Genomic DNA, 18286 nt, shown 5'->3' on the forward strand with positions numbered 1-18286 from the left:
TCCCACACCTCACTAGTACACAATCTATACTTAATCTACTTTTAGTGAATAAATTCATAGTTTATGCGTTTATTTTAAATTCAGCAGCAGTCTAGTTGCAAAGTTGTGAGAATTTTCAGCTGTTTTTGAGAATATTAGCTAATCCTAGATTTTTCAGTCGTTCTTCGCGCTTTAACTTTTTATTCTCGAGTTCAGCTTTGTTTATTTCAATAGCTTGCTTATATATTTTGATTAGCTCTTGAGCTTGTTTCTTAAAATCATTGTTTTTCGAATATTCAAGCACATTTGCTTTAAGCTGATCTTGCTCAACTTTATTCATATTTATGACTTTAGTGAAAACAGCTTTGAAATCCTCTTTAGAATCCCATTGATAGCCGTTTTTACCGCTAATAATTTGATTTTCATTAGGCGGATCATGTTTAACAAGTGCAAATAATCCAGAAGCCATTGCTTCAAGCATAGAAAGAGAATGCATTTCTGAAAGAGAAGCTGTTGTGTAATAATCCATTGCGTATAAATATTTAGTAATATCGTCATGCGCAATAGGTCCTAAAAGATAAATTCTATCTTCAAATCCTTTTTCTTTAACGTATTCTCGCAAATATTCCAAATCTGGTCCGCCGCCTATTACGAATAAGCGAGCTTTTTCGCGAGGAAAATCACAATAAATGAAATTATCAATAAGCTCTTGAATATTTTTCTCAGCGCCTATACGTCCAACAAATACAAACGATTTTGTAGAGTCTGAAATATCGTATTTTTTACGGAATTCTTCGCGGAAAGCAAGTCGTTCAGGTGTAGGTAGGAATTTTTTATATTCAACAGCATTGCTTAGAACGACCACTTTTTTATTCACTTTTTGGCGATCAATATAAGCTTGAGCTTTAGAAGACATGCTTGTAATAATTGTGGCATTCTTTGAGAATCGCATGAAATATTTTGAAGAAATATTTTTTGAAAACTCAGTAAAATGTTTTAGTCCAATATAAAACAAGAATTTATCGTATTCTGTGTGAAGAGTATAAACAACAGGTATATGCTCTTTTTTAGCAACTTCCAAACCGATTTCACCAATACCAAATTCATTTTGGATATGTATTACATCAGGTTTGAAATTGATAGGGAATTTTTTGCGCATGTATCCAATTGGGATTGCAACGCGATATTTATAAAGTTTTTTAAGCATAAAACCTGGAACATAAACTACGCCGTCAACTAGCTTAGTTTTATATTGCTTTTCAGATCCAACAGTTACTACTAGTACTTCATGTCCCATTTCTTCATACATTTTTTTCAACATGTATGATTGTGTTGCTACGCCATTTATGTATGGTGGATACGTTTCAGTAAAAATAGCTATTTTCAAAGTTTCCTCCAATTACATAAACAACATATCTAGTATATTATGTTTTTCCAAAATTTTTGTACGAATTTTTGATTTTTTAATAATAATCAATCTTTTTGTATTTTTTATTTTCCTAATGTTTGATTGTTACAGAAATTCTCACAGGAGAAGAGGATTCGAGAGTGTGCTTGACTGTGCATCCTTTGTTAATATGTTTTTCCATTCTATCTTTTAATGCGATAACTTCCTCTTCTGTAAGTTTATGATCCGCGCTTGTTGCATCAACTGTTATATCTTCGTTAAATTGGCTGTAAGCTCCTTCGTCTGCATCGTATGTGCCACTTACTACTACGCGTGCGGAGGAGTCTTCTCCAATAGCATGTTCTATTGCGTATTGAGTGCTTAATGCAGTGCACCCAGCTAATGCTATTTGCATAAGCTCAACCGGATTGAACATTCCTTGCCCTTTGCCAAAAGTTAATCTAGCTCCATCATCGCTTAATGCTTCCCACGTGCCATCGTCTTTACGTTCTACCCATAATCTTCTGGACATTTTATGCTCCTTTGCTTTAGATGTGCATTGTGATTTTTTGTTTGTTTGCAAAATAATTTGTATGTGTATATGTTATCACTTTAATGTTTAATGCGTATTGTGCTCACCGTATGCTAATCTCGTCTAGTTCAAGATTTGTAGTAATTACGTGTAATCACTGAATCACTGTATAAATAATTATGAAAGGCTATTGTGCCACACACTCATTATGCTGCGCATTCAATGCACAGCGGCGCTAAAAATACTAACAAAAGTCGCCGTAATAATAAAAAATATAATTCAAATAATTCTAGAAACTCATCTTTCAATAAGGTTAATGAGTTTGATGCTACTAGCAAAAACGTTGGTAGAAATGCTGCTAAGAATGTTGCTAAGAATGCTAATAGCATCGCAGTCAAGAATGTTAATAAGGAATCTAGAAAGAACGCTAAAAAGCGAAATCCTTTTGAATATAAGGCAAACAATAAGGCAAATAATAAAAATCACGAGCTGAATTCTCGTAAAAGTCGTAATCGTAAAGCAGATAAATTACGTGAAAGATTGCGTGAAAAAGCTTTACAATACGAACAGATGGCTATTCGTGAAGCAGAACAAGATTTTGCAAATAAGTCTTCATTAGAACCATTAGATAGCAGTAAGTCTTCATTGCATAATATTAAGTCTTCATCGGATAGAAATAAGTCTTTATCTCGTAAGTCTTTATCTCGTAAGTCTTCCGATTCAAGTAGGAGATCTTTCGATAACCATAATAATTCTTCTGTTAATCCCAAGAAAAATTCTGTAATAATTCCAGATTGTGCAATTGAATCTCGTGAAAGTTATAAAGATGATGTAACTTTCGAGCAACTTGGAGTTCCATCTTCTATTGTTGATGTTTTGCGTGCAGATGGGAAAATAAATGCGTTTCCAATTCAGCAAGCTACTTTACCTGATTCTTTAAAAGGCAAAAATATTCTCGGGCGTGGTAGAACTGGTAGTGGTAAAACTTTAGCATTTGCGATTCCGCTAGTTTCTCGTTTAGCAGAAAATTTTGTTGATTTAATTAACTCTGATAAAAAATCTAAGAATCGTAAAAATGAGGATTTGCCTTCTCCGCGTGCGCTTATTTTAGCTCCTACTCGTGAGCTTGTTCATCAAATTGACGATGTTGTTGCACCTCTTGCTGCAGCTTATGGTATGCGCACGGTTACTGTTTACGGTGGAGTTAGGTATCAGCGTCAAATATCTCAGCTTAAACAAGGAGCTCAAATTGTGCTTGCTTGCCCTGGGCGTTTGGAGGATTTATTGCGTCAAGGTGCTCTTAGCCTTGAAAAAGTAATAGTCAGTGTGCTTGATGAAGCGGATGAAATGGCAGATATGGGTTTCCTTCCTGCTGTTACTAGACTTTTAGAGCAGGTTAAACCAGATGGTCAGCGTATGTTGTTCTCTGCTACTTTAGATAAACAAGTTGCGACTCTTGTGAATAAATTCTTGCCGAATGCTGTTGTTCATGCGCTTGACGATGCTGATAGTCAAGTTGATACTATGACGCATCATGTTTTTGCAGTATCTTCAGGGGATAAGTATGAAGTTTTGCGAAAGCTTGCGTCTGGTAAAAAGCGCTCAATATTCTTTACTCGTACAAAGTGTCAAGCTAAGAATATGGCGAAGAAATTTGTGCAACAGGGTATTCCAGCAGTGGATTTGCAAGGTAATCTTTCGCAAAGTCAGCGTGATAGACATCTTGCTGTTTTCGCGCAAGGCTTAGTGCGAGTTTTAGTTGCAACTGATGTTGCTGCTAGAGGTATTGACATTAGTGATGTTGCACTTGTTGTACAAACAGAGCCTCCTGAAGATCCTAAATCATTCTTACATCGTTCTGGTCGTACTGCTCGTGCAGGCGAAGAAGGCGATGTTGTAACTCTTGTGCTTCCAAATCAGAAGCGTTCTGCGCATATAATGCTTCGCCGTGCAGGTATTCATGCTCAAACTCAAGATGTGAATCAATCTTCTCCAATTCTTGATGAGATTGTTGGAGATGCAGCGCAGTTGCAAGAAGGTTGGAGTATGCCTGAGCCTAGCCAAAACAAGCGAAAGTCAAGGGGAGGTAGATCTCGCGGACGCGGCAGATATCGCGGACGCATGCATGAGCGTTCGCACAGCAAGAGTGAAGGGAATGAATGATATTTATTAAGTTTACGGAAACTTATTAAAAGCTTTTAAAATTCTAAACTTTGCCGACACGCCGATATTTGCAGATGCATAGTCAAAGTGTTAATATCATATGGTTTGGTTAAAGGCCCCCTTCGTCTAACGGTTAGGACACCAGACTTTCAATCTGACAACAAGAGTTCGACTCTCTTAGGGGGTACAAATTAAAACGTCACTTTTGTAAGTGGCGTTTTTTCATATCTCGCATTATGTGATTTTTGGGGATAGTGCGATTTTCTGGGAAATAACCCGATTTTTGGGAATATAATGATTTGTCATATAGCTCTGATTTTTGTGTTATAACACGATTTTGTGGAATAACCCGAATAACCCGTATTTTACGTATGTTTTATATTGAAGTGTTAATTGTCCTATAAACACAATTAGAATGTAGTTAAAAGTGAGTAAGGAGGCTGAAATGTCTGTGAGAAATGATCAATACGAAAATTCTAGTAGTTCTGATAACAATAATTATCAAAATGCGAATAATGCTCAGAATTTAGCGAATAATGGCAATGCATCGTTTTCTGCAAATCAGAATTCTTATAATCAAAACTCTTATAATCAATCGCAATATAATCAAGGCTCTTATAATCAGCAGCAATACGGTTATGATCAGAATTCTTATAATCAAAACTCTTATAATCAATCGCAATATAATCGATCTTCTCAGCCTAGCCAATATAATCAGCCTTATTTTAGTCAACAAAATCCTCAATATAATCAAAATCAGCAGTATTCGTCTAATCAGACGCAAGCTAACAGGCAGCAATTAAATCAGCAGCAGGTTAATCAGCAGCAAACTAATCAGCAGCAAACTAATCAGCAGCAGGTTAATCAGCAGCAATACGGTTACAATCAATATAATCAGAATCAGCAGGCATGGCAGGCTCCTCAAGCTCAAAGATTCTCCAATCAGCCTTCCGCTACAGAAGCTAAATCTCCTTCTTATCCAAATCATAATCCTCAAGCTGTTTCTCCTGTTTCACGCGCTGTTCCAGGCAGCTATAATGCAAATAATGCGTCTCAATCTTCGTACGCATATAACAATTCTTATAATTCTCAAAAAACAGATGTAAAACAATGGCCTGATCTTTGGGGTGATTCATATTCTTCATCTGCAAGTGACGAAATTACGCATGATGATTCATCTGATAAGCCAGTCGAGAAAAGCGATGAACTTAATAAATGTGCTTTTTGGGGTCTTATTTTTGCATTCTTCTTCCCGGTTGTAGGATTTATTCTATCTGTGATTGCTTTAGTCGAAATAAGAAAGACTGGTGAGCGTGGAAGAGTAAGAGCTTGGATTGCAATTGTAGTTAGTATTTTAATTTTTATACTAGCAGGTACAAGTTTAGCTAATCATCTCGATGCTCAAACTTCAAAGTATTATTACCCTGAGCATGCGTATATTAAAGTTGGAGAAGATGGAAAAGATGATTATTATAACGATTTAGACGATGATGGATACACTGATTATGTTGATCCTGGTACATCGGATTCTTCGTCTGACTCTTCATCTTCGGATTCTTCGTCTTACTCTTCATCTTCGGATTCATCCTCTTCTGACTCCAGCTCGTCAGATAGTCAAGATAATTCCAATTCATCAGATGCTAATTCTGATGCTAATTCAGATAGTTCAAGTGATTAGAACAAAGATTTTTTATGCTGATGTCGATTGATTTTGGATTGACATTGATTGTGTCGATTTAGATCGTTTGATGTCGATATTGATATTATTTTTGACGCAAATAGTAGCTTTTCGACACGCCGTAAATCCTTTAATTGTCACTAAGACACGCCGATTTTCATTTTTGACTTGCATTTGTTCGTTATTCATGTAAGATAGTGACTCGGCTGTTCAAGCGAACAAGCCACGGCCCCGTAGCTCAGTTGGTTAGAGCGCCGCCCTGTCACGGCGGAGGTCACCGGTTCAAGTCCGGCCGGGGTCGCGATGGTGGAAGCCCGGTTATTCCGGGTTTTTTATTCATCATGGCTCTGTAGCTCAGTTGGTAGAGCGAACGACTGAAAATCGTTAGGTCAGCGGATCGATCCCGCTCGGAGCCACGACTTGTGATTTAGCGCAGAAACTTTGTTTCAGCGCTTTTTTTGTTTTATTTATCTGTCTAATTGTTTGTTGATAAGTTAAAAAATGATGTTATAGGCAAAATGGGGGTTATTTTGGGGGTTATTTCCCAAAATGGTTATAGGCAAAAAATTAAGCGATCACTAATTTAATTAGTAATCGCTTAATCGCTCAATTTAGTTAATTTAATTCATTTAGCGTATGAAGAAAATCAATCGGATTGCTTCCAAGATTCAACGTCAATATGATGTGCTGGATTTGCTTGCCAAGCTTTCCATGCAGACTCAACAATATCTTTAACGTTATACTGTGCGTGCCAATTCATCTCTTCGTTAATACGAGTTGGATTTCCAATCAATTGAGGAGGATCTCCAGCGCGGCGTGGCAATACTGCTTCTTTGAATGGTAGTTTTGTCACTCTACGGACTTCTTCAACGATTTCGCGCACTGAAGTTCCAGTTCCTGTTCCAACGTTGAATGCGTCATACTTTCTTTCATCTAGATCCAAATATCTTAATGCAGCAATATGAGCATCTGCTAAATCTGAAACGTGAATGTAATCGCGAATGCAAGTTCCATCTGGCGTTGGATAGTCATCGCCAAAAATAGCAGGTGCTTTGCCGCGCTGCAATCGCTCTAAAAGCATAGGAATAAGATTCAAAACTGCAGGATCTTCTAGTTCAACTGGTCCGCATCCAGCTACGTTGAAGTAACGCAATGCGCAGAAGCGTATTCCATAAGGCTTTTCACAAGCGCGAGCCATCCATTCGCCAATGAGTTTGGTTTGTCCATATGGATTGATTGGGACCATAGGAGATACGTCTTCAGGAACTACTTCTACAGGTGGTTCACCATATGTTGCTGCTGAAGAAGAAAATACGAGTTTTTTAGCATCGCTATGGCGCATTCCTTCTAGAACGTTTAACATGCCATTGAGATTTTGCTCGTAGTACCAAAGTGGCTTTTCCATTGATTCGCCAACTTGTTTGCGTGCTGCAAAGTGTATTACTGCATCTACATGCTCATTACGCATGATTTCTGCAAGTCGCTCTCCTGAACCTTGGGCTGCAATGTCCATTCCGTAAAGTCGAGCACCTTCAATGCGTGTTGGTTTGCCGTAGCTTAAATCGTCCACAACGACGACTTCTTGCTTGGCTTTATGAAGTGCGTGTACAACGTGTGCGCCGATGTATCCGCATCCTCCTGTAACGAGAACAGTCATGATTGACCTTTCTAGATATACTGATGAAACAAAAATGTTCGTTTTTGCTCACATCTGTTATGTTTTGCACTTTTAGTATACATCAATATGTAAAAATATTTTACATATTTTGTAATCTACAATAAAATACAAAAATGGCTAAACAGGTTTGAAGAATACGAGTCTGGATGATTATGAATAATGAAGATGCAGAACAAGAAAATAGTAGCATGATTTCAAAAGATCGTGCTGTGTTGTCTTTTGTTAGAAGATCTGCACGATTAGATGCTAGGTTGCAGCGCGCTAAAGATTCGTATTCTTCTAAATACTTACTAGATGTTTCTGAAGGTAATGGTTCTTTGCGCTTGACAAAGAATCTCATAATTGATCGAGAGTGGATTTCTAAAAATTGGGGGAATAGCAATCCACTTGTCGTAGAAATTGGCTCTGGGCAAGGTGAGAATATTGTTTCTGCAGCATCCGCTAATCCTAATACGAATTTTTTGGCGTTAGAAGTATATGATCCAGGTGTAGCGCATACTATGTTGCTTGCTTCTAAATGTGAAAGTTCGTGCGAATCTGAGTCTTCTAGCGAGTCTTCTAGTTCTTCTAGCGAGTCTTATAAATCATTAAAAGAATCTACTTATGATTCTTTTAACAATTCTTCTCATAACAATGAATCTAAAATCTCTAAAGGTCTAAAGAATTTAAGAATCGCACAAGTTAATGCTCCTGATTTTTTCAAGGCTTGTGACTCTAATGTGATTAGTGAAATATGGACTTTCTTTCCAGATCCTTGGCCGAAAATGAAGCATCATAAGCGTCGTATTGTTCAGAATGAACTAGCTCAAGATATTCACAAAGCATTATCAAAAGGCGGCTTTTGGAGGATTGCAACCGATATTGAAGATTATGCGTTGCATGTGCATGAAGTGATGGATAATAGGCTTGATTTCAAGAACATTGGACATAAATATGTTAGTTTGCCAATTGAACATGTAGGTAAAGGTAATGCAGATGAAGCTGAGGCACTTCCTCATGCTGATTTTTGCGAATCGGAGAGATTTGAAGGTAGAGTTCTTACGAATTTTGAGCGTAAAGGACTAGAAGCATGTCGAGTAATTCATGATATTACTTATATGAGTATTTAAGCTCTTATGAGTGTTGAAGCTCATATTATCGTTAAATGTGATAGTTGTTGAGATTACTGAGATTTCTGAGATTACTGAGATTTCTTATATTGCTGATATTGCTGAGATGTTGAGTAGGAAGTAAAGAATGCGTGTTATTTCTGGGCGATTCAAGTCTATGCCATTAGCGTCTGCTAAATCGTGTACAAGACCTACTACAGATCGTGCGAAAGAGGCTATATTTTCACGTCTTGATGCATGGAATGTGCTTGAAAATGCTACTGTTCTCGATTTGTTTGCAGGAACAGGAGCTTTAGGTATTGAAGCATTATCTCGCGGAAGTTGCAAATTAGTATCTGTAGAAGCAAATTCTGCTGCTGCATCTCTTATTAGTAAAACAGCTAAACTACTACGCGAATCTGCGTTTTGGGATGATTGTCTTTCAATGAAAGTTGACAGTCGAAATGCAGAGCAATTTGTGAGGGATTATAAAGGGGAAGCGTTCCAGCTTATATTTATAGATCCTCCTTATGCTTATGAAACTTCTGATTGCGAAAAATTGTTACAGTGCATAATTGACAATGGAGTAGCAAGTGTTAAATCTGATACTTTAATTGTTCTTGAACGTAGCACAAGAAGTGTTTTGCCTAAGCTTCCTCAAGGATGGGAAATTTTTGACAATCGACATTACGGTGAAACTGCTGTGCTTTTTATACAATCTAGTAGTGTTGAATAAAAGAGTGTTCTAACAGTCGTTAATAAAAGCGCGTTTACGAAAGTGTTGAATAAAAGCGTTTTGTTCAAGTTATAGTAAATCTTAGTCGTTTAACTTACGTGGATGCTTTCCAGATACTTCCCACCCAAGATTTATAAGTGTTTTCCTGTCTGCTTTATCTAAAGAAGTGCAATCTAATTTCTCAATTAAATCTGGACGAATTGCGTCAGTTCTTTCTAAAGCTTCATCTCTTCTAAATCTATCGACTTTCGCATGATTTCCAGATGTAAGAACTTCAGGCACGCTTAACCCTCTCCATGTAGTTGGACGAGTGTATTGACGATGTTCTAGAAGCGCGTCATCTCCCGTGTAGGATTCTTCTACAATTGATTCAGGATTGCCCATAAAACCAGGCATTAAGCGAGTAATAGCCTCAACCATTACACTTACAGCTACTTCGCCTCCGTTAAGTACGTAATCGCCAATAGAATATTCGCGAACGTCTATTCCGCATGACTTGTAATAATCAGGAATTCTTGCATCGTAGCCTTCGTACCTTCCACATCCAAAAATCAAATGATTTGCTCTGCTTAATTCTGTTGCATCTACTTGATTAAAAAGTGGTGCGCAAGGATTTGGGAATATTAGTATAGGATAATTATTTTCTTTAATTGATGTATTAGTAAAGTTTTCATTAGTAATTTTACTAGAGGAATCATTTAAACCTAATAACTCGTCTAAGCATTCAGACCATACTTCTGGTTTCATTACCATTCCAGCTCCGCCGCCAACAGGAGTATCGTCAACTGATTGATGAACATCATGCGTCCAATCGCGTAAGTTATATGCTTTTATGTTTAATAAGCCTTTATCTTGTGCTTTTCCGAGCAAGCTTAAATTGAGCATATTGAAATACTCTGGGAATACGGAAATAATGTCAATGTTCATCATAATTTGCTGTTTTAATTGAGCTTAAGAGTGCTTATATTAGTTTGATTAGAATTTACGGAATTTGTGCTAATTGCTTTGTTCTAATTGTTTTGTGCTGAGTTTGTTCTTACGAGCTTATGTTTAGTTTGTTCTTACGAGCTTTATATGTTGGACTCATTGTTTTGAGTGGTTCAGCTATGCTTTTTATTTGAAGGATTTTATTGGATTATTTTCCATTAAAATCCGGGAATTAGTCCTCCAGGAGGGTTGATAGTTAAGTATTGATCCTTAATATCAATTTCTGGTACAAGCGCTTCAACAAACGGCACAAGAGCAGTTTTATTGTCTTCATCAATAGGATTAACAAGTCGAATTTTTAGCAAAGATTGCGCACCATCTAGAACATCTACAACTTTTCCTATAACTTGTTCAGGTTGCCCTAGCTGGTTATTTTCGCATAATCTAGCTTCTAGTCCAACTAAATCCTTTATATACCAAGCGTTATGCTGTGCAAGATTTTCTGCGTTCTCAGCTGGAATATATAATTCCAACCCATTCAATGCTTCAGCGTCGTTCCTATTTAAGGATTCTTCAAATAGCAGAATCCATCTGTTTTTGAATGTTCTAGCATTTTCAACTACTAGTTCGCGCGATCCGTCTTGAGTATATAGGTGAGTTCCTGGTTTAAATCTTTCATATGGTTCATCTGTGAAAACTTGTACAGTTACTTCACCTTTAAGACCTTGAGCCTTACCAATACGACAAACCCTCAGCAGGTTATTGTAATCCTGTTGAGGGTCGTCATATGCGCGTTGGTTTTCTGCCACGTTCAATCTCACTTATGTATGATTAAATCACTTACGTACATCCATAATATCAACTCGCACATTATGATCGCTTAACGCTTGCATAACAGTACGAATTGCATTAGCTGTACGTCCTGCGCGACCTATTACACGACCGATGTCTTCTGGGTTCACTCGAACTCGCAATAATTCACCGCGAGAATTTTCTAGTGAGCGTACAGAAACATCGTCTGGAAAGTACACGATATTTTTAATGAGATGTTCCACAGCTTGAGCCAACATAACTACTCAGCCTTTTCCTCAGTATTGGCTTCTTCTGCTTCATTTGCAGCAGCTTCAATTGCAGCTTGAGCCTTAGCAGCTGCTTCAGACTTTGCAGCCTTAAGCTTTTGTGCTTCAGCTTCAACAGCTTCAACTCGAGCTTGCGCATCTGGGCCAGCTTCAGAGGTCTTTAATGTGCCTTCTGCACCTTCAAGACCTTTGAACTTCTGCCAGTCACCGGTAATCTTCAGAAGCTTTAATACTGGTTCGCTTGGTTGTGCGCCAACGCCAAGCCAGTACTGTGCGCGCTCAGAGTCAATCTGAATCAACGATGGCTGCTTATTTGGATCATATACGCCTATTTCTTCAATAGACTTGCCGTTACGCTTGTTGCGTGAATCGGAAATCACAATGCGGTAGTAGGCGTAGAATTTCTTGCCCAGTCGCTTAAGACGAATCTTGGTTGCCAAAATGGCTCTCCTTGTATCTAAAGTCGTGAAATTTCGTTAGGGTGTGGGGCACTCCTTACGAGAATTCACTATGTTCCTCACGTAGTTGTGAAGAGGGCTACAACATACGCAAATAACTTTTCTATTATGCATATCGGCTTGGACGATTTAACTTAAAACTTATGCAAGTAATATATGCCAAATGATCAGTGCCTTTTACAACAATAGACTTATGTGATAGCGCATGAGATGAACAATTATGAGCGTTAAAAAGAATATGATCAAGTGTAAAATTCGGCCATCGTAGCCATGTAGGCCATGTGCGAAGTCTGCAGCCAAGTTCAATTGCGCTGTCTTTTAGACCAGATGACAATAATTTTCTAAAACTAGGATGATCAATTGTTGAGTTGAAATCGCCTGCAATAATAGTAATAACTTTGCTATTTTCTAATCTAAAAGTTTTTAGAATTTTAGAAAGTATTCTTATCCCTTCGCTCCACGATACGCATCCTCTCATAGGGGATTTTGGATGAGCAGATGCAAAATTTAATGTAATATCGTCAATTTTTGTTGTTACTAAAGGTACGTTTGACGCGTCAATATTTACTGTTTTATCTAGTGTTCTTTGAGGAGAATATTTAGTAAAAATTGCGTTAAATCCGCCGTTGTCGTTTTCGCTTTCCTCGCCTAATTGTTGTGTTGAGAAGATATCTTCTATATGAAAATCATGTAATTTTTTTATGAGCTGCTTGTTCACTTCTTGCAATAGAAGTGTGTCAATATTATTTTCTTTTGCTATTTCAACTATTTGTTTTGCGTTTGCGCGACCATAACGACAATTTAACGTCATTATACGAATTTTTTTATTATAAGTTGATTCGTGATTATATGTATTTGATTTTGATTTAAAGAAGAAGTGAAAAATTTTTTTAATCTTTTTAAATACGTAAGGAGTATGTGAAGTAAAAGAAATAAGCAATATTATTATTGACGCTATACACTCATGCTTCATATTGAAAGCTGTGCTAATTATTGCTATTAGGAGCAACGGAATATACGAAAGTTGCAATAATGCAATCACGTATGGAAGTGGATTAAGTTTATCTGTGCCTGCTGGAATCCATCTGAGTAATTGCCATATAGCTAGTATTGCAAGTATTGCCCATGTTATTTGGCATAACAAGAGATGTGAGTCCATATTCCGCTGCTCCTGAATATTTTTGTTTTTCTATATGTTAAAAGGATTTATTGATCCTAGTTGTTCATAAATTTTTTTGCATTCAGGGCATACAGGATAATTTTCTGGATTTTGCTTAGGAACCCACACTTTTCCGCATAATGCTACGACTGGTCTTCCTGTAAGAAGTGATTTTTGTACTTGAAGTTTATCAACGTAGTGAGCGAAACGATCTGCATTTGAGCCATCGTCTAAACGTGCATCTTCTTTAGTATCTGGACGCTCTAGTATTGCAGTTGAAGTTCCAGATCCAGAATCTGGTGAAGACTCTGATTCACTCGAATTAAATACATTTGTTTTATATATTGATGACTTTAGATTTAAAGAGTCTGACTGTTCTTCATAAGACTGTTCTTCATAAGACTGTTCTGTGTAGGTCATGGTCTTCCTTTCTTAAAATATTTCAAGTAGATATATAAATCTAGTTTTACTTAAATTTTATTTAAAGATTGTGCTAAAGGTTTTATTTTTGCTCAAGATTTTATTTGTGTTAGAGGTTTTATTTAAAGCACATCAATTTCTGTAGGGATAGCAGGATCTCCTCGCATTAAGCTTTGAGCAGAGATTGGCAATCGGCTTAAAGCTTTAGAGCAATGCTCTTGAGCGTTCATAATTGCATCATGACCAATGTATTTGGTATTTTCTTTACCGTCTATCATATAGTCAACTAGCAAATTCTCCCAATTTTCTTTAGGTTTAAAGTTTTTAAGAGATTCTTCAGATCCAGAAATAATGTGCTCCGCGTCAGCTATACCATTTTTAGAAGTAGAAAAATCATAAGATCGATAAGCTAATTTACGACCTGGAACAGTTGCTTTGTTCTTAGACTTCTTAGCAACAGGATGCATAATTCCATTTTGTCCTTCGCGTTCAGTCAACTTGTAAACCATAGCGCAAGTTGGTGCGCCTGATCCTGTAACAAGCATTGTGCCAATTCCATAAGAATCAACTGGGGCATTTTGCAATGAAGCTAAAGCGTATTCGTCTAAATCATTTGTAACAGTTATTTTCGTTGTTGTTGCTCCTAATTTGTCAAGCTGTTTTCGCACACGCATTGCCAACTCGCCCAAATCTCCAGAATCAATACGAACTCCGCCTAATTGCGTTCCAGCAACTTCTACAGCAGTCTTTACAGCTTCTTCAATGTTATAAGTGTCAACAAGCAAAGTAGTTCCTGTGCCAAGAGTTGCAATCTGTGCTTTGAAAGCATCGCGTTCATTATCGTGAACTAAAGTAAAACAATGAGCTGCTGTTCCAATAGCTTTCAAATCGTAAATTTGAGCAGCTAACAAGTTTGCTGTTCCTTTGAATCCTCCAATAATTGCAGCTCTTGATGCAGCAATTGCTGAAAATTCGTTTGTTCGTCTTCCTCCCATATCCATGCAAGGTCTTCCAGCAGATGCGCAAACCATTCGTGCTGCTGCGGATGCAACAGCGCAATCATAATTCAATATAGAAAGAAGTAGTGTTTCTAGTAATGTACATTCACCGAAAGTGCCTTCAACTTGCAAAATTGGAGAATTAGGGAAGAACATTTCTCCTTCGCGATATCCTGAAATTTTTCCACTAAACTTGTAGTTTTCAAGCCAAGAAATAGTTTCTTTACTTACTATGTGACGATCTGAAAGGAATTTCAAATCTTCTTCACGAAGGTGGAAGTTCCTTAATTGCTCAAGTATGCGTCCAGTGCCTGCAACTACTCCATAGCGGCGTCCTTCAGGAAGATGTCTAGTAAAAATTTCAAATACGCATTTTCTATTAGCTGTGCCATCGTGCAATGCAGCATCAAGCATTGTATATTCATACATATCTGTCATAAGCGCAGATGAAAATTCAGACATAATGTTCCTTTCATAAAACTAATGAATCGTCAACTAACAAATGCAGTGCATTACTCGCGAACATTTTGTATAGCCAATGAACTTTTATGCTTTGAAATTATCATATATCTAAGTCTATGCACTCGCTTTTTAGTTATTTTTTGATTTCATATTATGAGCTTAAATATTCAGTATGAATGAACACTTATAATGGCAACTATGCTTAATAATATGGGACACAAATCTTTAACTAAAGCTGCATCTGGAATGCGACTTTATAACACTGCATCGCATACTATTTCTGATTTTAAGCCAATAAAACCAGGTCATATAGGTATGTATGTGTGTGGAGCAACTGTACAAAGTTCGCCGCATATTGGGCATATTCGTGCTGCAATTGCTTTTGATATAGTTCGTCGTTGGATGATTCGCTTGGGCTATGACGTAACTTTTGTGAGAAATGTGACTGATATTGACGATAAAATTATGAAAAAATCCACTCAAGCTGGTCAACACTGGTGGGAACGCGCATATATTTACGAAAGAGAATTTAGCGAAGCTTATAACATGTTAGGAGTATTACCTCCTACTGTAGAGCCTAGAGCTACTGGTCATATTACAGATATGATTGAGCTTATTGAGCGTTTGATTGAGCGCGGACATGCTTATGTAATTAAAGATGAGTCTGGAAAGCCTACTGGAAATGTTTATTTCGATGTTCCAAGTTGGGAACATTATGGTGAACTTACGCATCAAAATCAGAATCAAGATAAAACTTTTGCAAGTGATTATGCATCTCAGGTTGCTGATGCTCTTGGTCCTAGCGTAGATAATATTTCAGAAGATAAATATAATCCTGTTGATGCTGCTGATGCGTCTAAAGATAAACATGATTCTCGTGATTTTGCACTTTGGAAAGCTCCATGCGATTTTGATCAAAGTGATGCTAAATGGTCAACTCCTTTTGGTGTAGGTAGACCGGGATGGCATATTGAATGCTCTGCAATGAGTCACAGATATCTCGGAGATGAGTTCGATATTCATGGTGGTGGTTTGGATTTAAGATTCCCTCATCATGAGAATGAGATGGCTCAAACAACTGCAGCGGGTTGGAAGAGTGCTAATGTTTGGATGCATTCTGCTTGGGTTACAGCTAAAGGCGAGAAAATGTCTAAATCTTTAGGCAATGGACTTTCTGTTCCGTCTGTTTTAGCAAATAATAGCTCTTGGGTTGTTAGATACGCTTTGGGTTCTGTGCAATATCGTGCGATGTTAGAGTGGTCTGATCAAGCGCTAGTTGAAGCTAAATCTGCATATGATCGCATTATGAATTTCTTAGAGCGTGCTGGTCGTGCTATTGGTGAACAACCTTCTCGTGAAGAGATTACGTCAATTAACGCAGATTTGTTACCAGAAGAGTTTACGCAATCTATGAATGATGATATTAACGTTTCAGGTGCTCAAGCGGCTATTTTTAGCACGATTCGAAAAGGTAATTCTTTGCTTAATAATATTTCAGGAAGCGGAGATGATTTTAAAGAATCTCTTAGAAATGTAGTTGTAAGCGTTCGCGCGATGCTTGATACTTTAGGATTAGATCCTTATGCTCAGCCATGGGTTTCTAATTTTTCTAAAAATGACACTTGTGAAAATAATAGCGCTGAGCATAATGCGCTATCTTCGCTTATTTGCTCTCAGCTTGAAGCGCGCGCAAAAGCTCGTAGCGTTAAAGATTTTGCAACTTCAGATGCTATTCGCGATTCTTTAAGTGCTGCTGGAGTTGTAATAGAAGATACTCCTCAAGGTTGCTCGTGGCATTTGTTGAATAAGTAATGATAGGATAAAGAGATTATGGCAATATTTAGTTCTTTAACAGACCGACTTTCTTCTGCATTTAAAAATTTGCGTAGCAAAGGCAAACTTTCTGATGCTGATATTGATGGTACTGTTCGTGAGATTCGTCGTGCATTACTTGATGCAGATGTTGCTCTTGAAGTAGTTAGATCTTTTACAGCTCGTGTTCGCGAACGTGCTCTTGGTGAGGAAGTTTCGCGCGCGCTAAATCCTGCACAACAAGTAGTTCGTATTGTAAATGATGAATTGACGCAAGTTCTCGGTTCTGGTGTTGATAGACCTTTGAATTTTGCAAAATATCCTCCTACTGTAATAATGCTTGCAGGCTTACAAGGTGCTGGTAAAACTACTTTGGCTGGAAAGCTTGGATATTGGCTTAAAGATTCTGGTCATACTCCTTTGCTTGTTGCAGCTGATTTACAACGTCCTAACGCTGTTACACAGTTGCAAGTAGTAGCAGAGCGTGCAGGAGTTGCAGTGTATGCTCCGCAAAAAGGTGTGCAAACTGGTGGAGATAATTTAGCTGCCCCTGGAGTAACTGTTGGAGATCCTGTTAAAGTTGCTAGTGACGCAATCGAATTTGCTCGAAATAAAATGTATGACACTGTGATCATTGATACAGCAGGTCGTTTGGGCGTAGATGATGCGTTAATGCAGCAAGCTCGTAATATTCGCGATGCTGTTAATCCTCAAGAAGTGCTTTTTGTTATTGATGCAATGATTGGCCAAGATGCTGTTCGTACAGCTCAAGCGTTCAATGAAGGTGTTGATTTTACTGGAGTTGTGCTTTCTAAGCTTGATGGCGATGCTCGTGGTGGAGCTGCATTATCTGTAGCGAGTGTTACAGGTAAGCCAATTTTGTTTGCTTCAACTGGTGAAGGTTTGAAGGATTTTGAAATCTTCCATCCTGATCGCATGGCATCTCGCATACTTGATATGGGAGATATTCTCACTCTGATAGAGCATGCGCAAAAGCAATTTGATGAGGAAGAAGCTCGTAAAGCTGCATCTAAGATTTCTGAAGGTACTTTTGGATTTGATGACTTTTTAGATCAACTTCAGCAAGTTAGAAAACTTGGATCTATGAAACAATTGCTTTCAATGATTCCAGGTATGGCTCAACATCGTAAAGAGCTTGAGCAATTTGATGATCGTCAGATAGATAAAACTGAGGCGATTATACGTTCTATGACTCCGTTTGAACGTAGGAATCCTAAGATTATTGATGGTTCTCGTCGTGCTCGTATTGCTGCAGGCTCTGGTTGTACTGTGAGTGCTGTTAATTCATTATTGCAACGTTTTGAGCAAGCAGCAAAGTTTATGAAGCGTATGGGTGCAGGTGTTCCAGGAATGGGCGGTATGCCTGGTTTTGGTGGACCTAGCCAGAAATCAAAGCGTAAAGATAAGAAAAATTCTAAGAAGAAGGGTTCTAAGTCAGGGAATCCTATGCGCCGTGAAGCTGAACAAATTGCACTACGCGCGCGACTTAGTGGAGCTGGTTCGTATAATAATTCCACAAATTCTTACGATAATAACAATGTGGATTCTGAGCCTAATATGATGAATGTTCCTTCAAGTCTAAAAGATTTGCTTTCGTCACAAGGGCAGAATAATTTATCTGATTTGCCGCAAATGCCTGATTTGCCGCCAAACTTAGGCGAAGGATTATCTGGTCTTTTTGGATCGAAGTAAAAGATATTTAGTAGTGA

The 18286-nt window shown here is 37.8% G+C and carries 16 protein-coding genes and 3 tRNA genes; 9 read left to right on the forward strand and 10 right to left on the reverse strand.

Annotation, left to right across the window (positions count from 1 at the left end; genetic code table 11):
• Window positions 1-115 precede the first annotated feature (115 nt).
• Together HMPREF3230_RS00335 and HMPREF3230_RS00340 are read right to left on the reverse strand one after the other, a co-directional pair.
• Entirely contained in the window at window positions 116-1366 is a 1251-nt protein-coding gene (locus HMPREF3230_RS00335; RefSeq protein ID WP_075523022.1) for a glycosyltransferase, read from the reverse strand.
• Window positions 1367-1478: 112 nt separating this feature from the next.
• Entirely contained in the window at window positions 1479-1898 is a 420-nt protein-coding gene (locus HMPREF3230_RS00340) for an OsmC family protein (RefSeq protein WP_075523023.1), read from the reverse strand.
• 192 nt (window positions 1899-2090) lie between these two features.
• On the opposite strand from HMPREF3230_RS00340, the gene HMPREF3230_RS00345 reads away from it, so the two are divergent.
• The 5 genes from HMPREF3230_RS00345 to HMPREF3230_RS00365 all read left to right on the forward strand — a co-directional run bounded on the left by HMPREF3230_RS00345 (window position 2091) and on the right by HMPREF3230_RS00365 (window position 6155).
• A complete protein-coding gene (locus HMPREF3230_RS00345) occupies window positions 2091-4061 on the forward strand; it encodes a DEAD/DEAH box helicase (RefSeq protein WP_075523024.1) in 1971 nt (656 codons plus the stop codon).
• Window positions 4062-4176: 115 nt separating this feature from the next.
• A tRNA-Glu gene (locus HMPREF3230_RS00350) sits at window positions 4177-4248 on the forward strand.
• A gap of 258 nt (window positions 4249-4506) precedes the next feature.
• On the forward strand, window positions 4507-5739 hold the full coding sequence (locus HMPREF3230_RS00355) for a DUF4190 domain-containing protein (RefSeq protein ID WP_075523025.1): 1233 nt from the start codon (window positions 4507-4509) through the stop codon (window positions 5737-5739).
• 227 nt (window positions 5740-5966) lie between these two features.
• A tRNA-Asp gene (locus HMPREF3230_RS00360) sits at window positions 5967-6040 on the forward strand.
• A gap of 42 nt (window positions 6041-6082) precedes the next feature.
• Window positions 6083-6155, forward strand: a tRNA-Phe gene (locus tag HMPREF3230_RS00365).
• 230 nt (window positions 6156-6385) lie between these two features.
• On the opposite strand, the gene galE is transcribed toward HMPREF3230_RS00365, so the two are convergent.
• Complete coding sequence (galE, locus tag HMPREF3230_RS00370; protein ID WP_075523026.1) at window positions 6386-7396, reverse strand: UDP-glucose 4-epimerase GalE; 1011 nt, start codon at window positions 7394-7396, stop codon at window positions 6386-6388.
• A gap of 173 nt (window positions 7397-7569) precedes the next feature.
• Here galE and trmB point away from each other — a divergent pair, with 173 nt between their 5' ends.
• Window positions 7570-8526, forward strand: a complete 957-nt coding sequence (trmB, locus tag HMPREF3230_RS06565; RefSeq protein ID WP_075523103.1) for a tRNA (guanine(46)-N(7))-methyltransferase TrmB — start codon at window positions 7570-7572, stop codon at window positions 8524-8526.
• Between the two features lie 127 nt (window positions 8527-8653).
• On the forward strand, window positions 8654-9241 hold the full coding sequence (gene rsmD / locus HMPREF3230_RS00380) for a 16S rRNA (guanine(966)-N(2))-methyltransferase RsmD (RefSeq protein WP_075523027.1): 588 nt from the start codon (window positions 8654-8656) through the stop codon (window positions 9239-9241).
• 81 nt (window positions 9242-9322) lie between these two features.
• Here rsmD and trmD read toward each other — a convergent pair whose 3' ends face one another.
• The 7 genes from trmD to HMPREF3230_RS00415 form a co-directional block, all read right to left on the reverse strand.
• A complete protein-coding gene (trmD, locus tag HMPREF3230_RS00385) occupies window positions 9323-10168 on the reverse strand; it encodes a tRNA (guanosine(37)-N1)-methyltransferase TrmD (protein WP_075523104.1) in 846 nt (281 codons plus the stop codon).
• Between the two features lie 218 nt (window positions 10169-10386).
• On the reverse strand, window positions 10387-10977 hold the full coding sequence (rimM, locus tag HMPREF3230_RS00390) for a ribosome maturation factor RimM (protein ID WP_075523028.1): 591 nt from the start codon (window positions 10975-10977) through the stop codon (window positions 10387-10389).
• A gap of 27 nt (window positions 10978-11004) precedes the next feature.
• Window positions 11005-11238: an RNA-binding protein gene (locus HMPREF3230_RS00395; RefSeq protein WP_075523029.1), complete on the reverse strand. Its 234-nt coding sequence runs from the start codon at window positions 11236-11238 to the stop codon at window positions 11005-11007.
• Between the two features lie 2 nt (window positions 11239-11240).
• Window positions 11241-11687 carry a 30S ribosomal protein S16 gene (gene rpsP / locus HMPREF3230_RS00400; RefSeq protein ID WP_075523030.1) on the reverse strand — a complete coding sequence of 149 codons (447 nt, stop codon included), beginning with the start codon at window positions 11685-11687 and terminating at the stop codon, window positions 11241-11243.
• A gap of 124 nt (window positions 11688-11811) precedes the next feature.
• Entirely contained in the window at window positions 11812-12864 is a 1053-nt protein-coding gene (locus HMPREF3230_RS00405; RefSeq protein WP_082266200.1) for an endonuclease/exonuclease/phosphatase family protein, read from the reverse strand.
• Window positions 12865-12894: 30 nt separating this feature from the next.
• Window positions 12895-13284 (reverse strand): DUF3039 domain-containing protein, encoded by a 390-nt coding sequence (locus tag HMPREF3230_RS00410; protein WP_082266201.1) that lies wholly within the window; start codon window positions 13282-13284, stop codon window positions 12895-12897.
• Window positions 13285-13406: 122 nt separating this feature from the next.
• On the reverse strand, window positions 13407-14744 hold the full coding sequence (locus HMPREF3230_RS00415; protein WP_075523031.1) for a nicotinate phosphoribosyltransferase: 1338 nt from the start codon (window positions 14742-14744) through the stop codon (window positions 13407-13409).
• A 198-nt stretch (window positions 14745-14942) separates the two neighbouring features.
• On the opposite strand from HMPREF3230_RS00415, the gene cysS reads away from it, so the two are divergent.
• Window positions 14943-16556 (forward strand): cysteine--tRNA ligase, encoded by a 1614-nt coding sequence (gene cysS / locus HMPREF3230_RS00420; protein WP_075523106.1) that lies wholly within the window; start codon window positions 14943-14945, stop codon window positions 16554-16556.
• A gap of 18 nt (window positions 16557-16574) precedes the next feature.
• Entirely contained in the window at window positions 16575-18269 is a 1695-nt protein-coding gene (ffh, locus tag HMPREF3230_RS00425; protein ID WP_075523032.1) for a signal recognition particle protein, read from the forward strand.
• Window positions 18270-18286 lie beyond the last annotated feature (17 nt).

The sequence above is a fragment of the Gardnerella vaginalis genome (assembly GCF_001563665.1).
GTDB classification, from domain to species: Bacteria; Actinomycetota; Actinomycetes; order Actinomycetales; family Bifidobacteriaceae; genus Bifidobacterium; species Bifidobacterium vaginale_A.

Excerpts from the sequence above, each read along its gene's own strand:
- HMPREF3230_RS00340 (WP_075523023.1), bottom strand. The coding sequence starts at position 1,898 with ATGTCCAGAAGATTATGGGTAGAACGTAAAGACGATGGCACGTGGGAA.
- HMPREF3230_RS00355 (WP_075523025.1), top strand. The coding sequence starts at position 4,507 with ATGTCTGTGAGAAATGATCAATACGAAAATTCTAGTAGTTCTGATAAC.
- galE (WP_075523026.1), bottom strand. The coding sequence starts at position 7,396 with ATGACTGTTCTCGTTACAGGAGGATGCGGATACATCGGCGCACACGTT.
- trmB (WP_075523103.1), top strand. The coding sequence starts at position 7,570 with ATGAATAATGAAGATGCAGAACAAGAAAATAGTAGCATGATTTCAAAA.
- rsmD (WP_075523027.1), top strand. The coding sequence starts at position 8,654 with ATGCGTGTTATTTCTGGGCGATTCAAGTCTATGCCATTAGCGTCTGCT.
- trmD (WP_075523104.1), bottom strand. The coding sequence starts at position 10,168 with ATGAACATTGACATTATTTCCGTATTCCCAGAGTATTTCAATATGCTC.
- HMPREF3230_RS00395 (WP_075523029.1), bottom strand. The coding sequence starts at position 11,238 with ATGTTGGCTCAAGCTGTGGAACATCTCATTAAAAATATCGTGTACTTT.
- HMPREF3230_RS00405 (WP_082266200.1), bottom strand. The coding sequence starts at position 12,864 with ATGGACTCACATCTCTTGTTATGCCAAATAACATGGGCAATACTTGCA.
- HMPREF3230_RS00410 (WP_082266201.1), bottom strand. The coding sequence starts at position 13,284 with ATGACCTACACAGAACAGTCTTATGAAGAACAGTCTTATGAAGAACAG.
- HMPREF3230_RS00415 (WP_075523031.1), bottom strand. The coding sequence starts at position 14,744 with ATGTCTGAATTTTCATCTGCGCTTATGACAGATATGTATGAATATACA.
- cysS (WP_075523106.1), top strand. The coding sequence starts at position 14,943 with ATGCTTAATAATATGGGACACAAATCTTTAACTAAAGCTGCATCTGGA.
- ffh (WP_075523032.1), top strand. The coding sequence starts at position 16,575 with ATGGCAATATTTAGTTCTTTAACAGACCGACTTTCTTCTGCATTTAAA.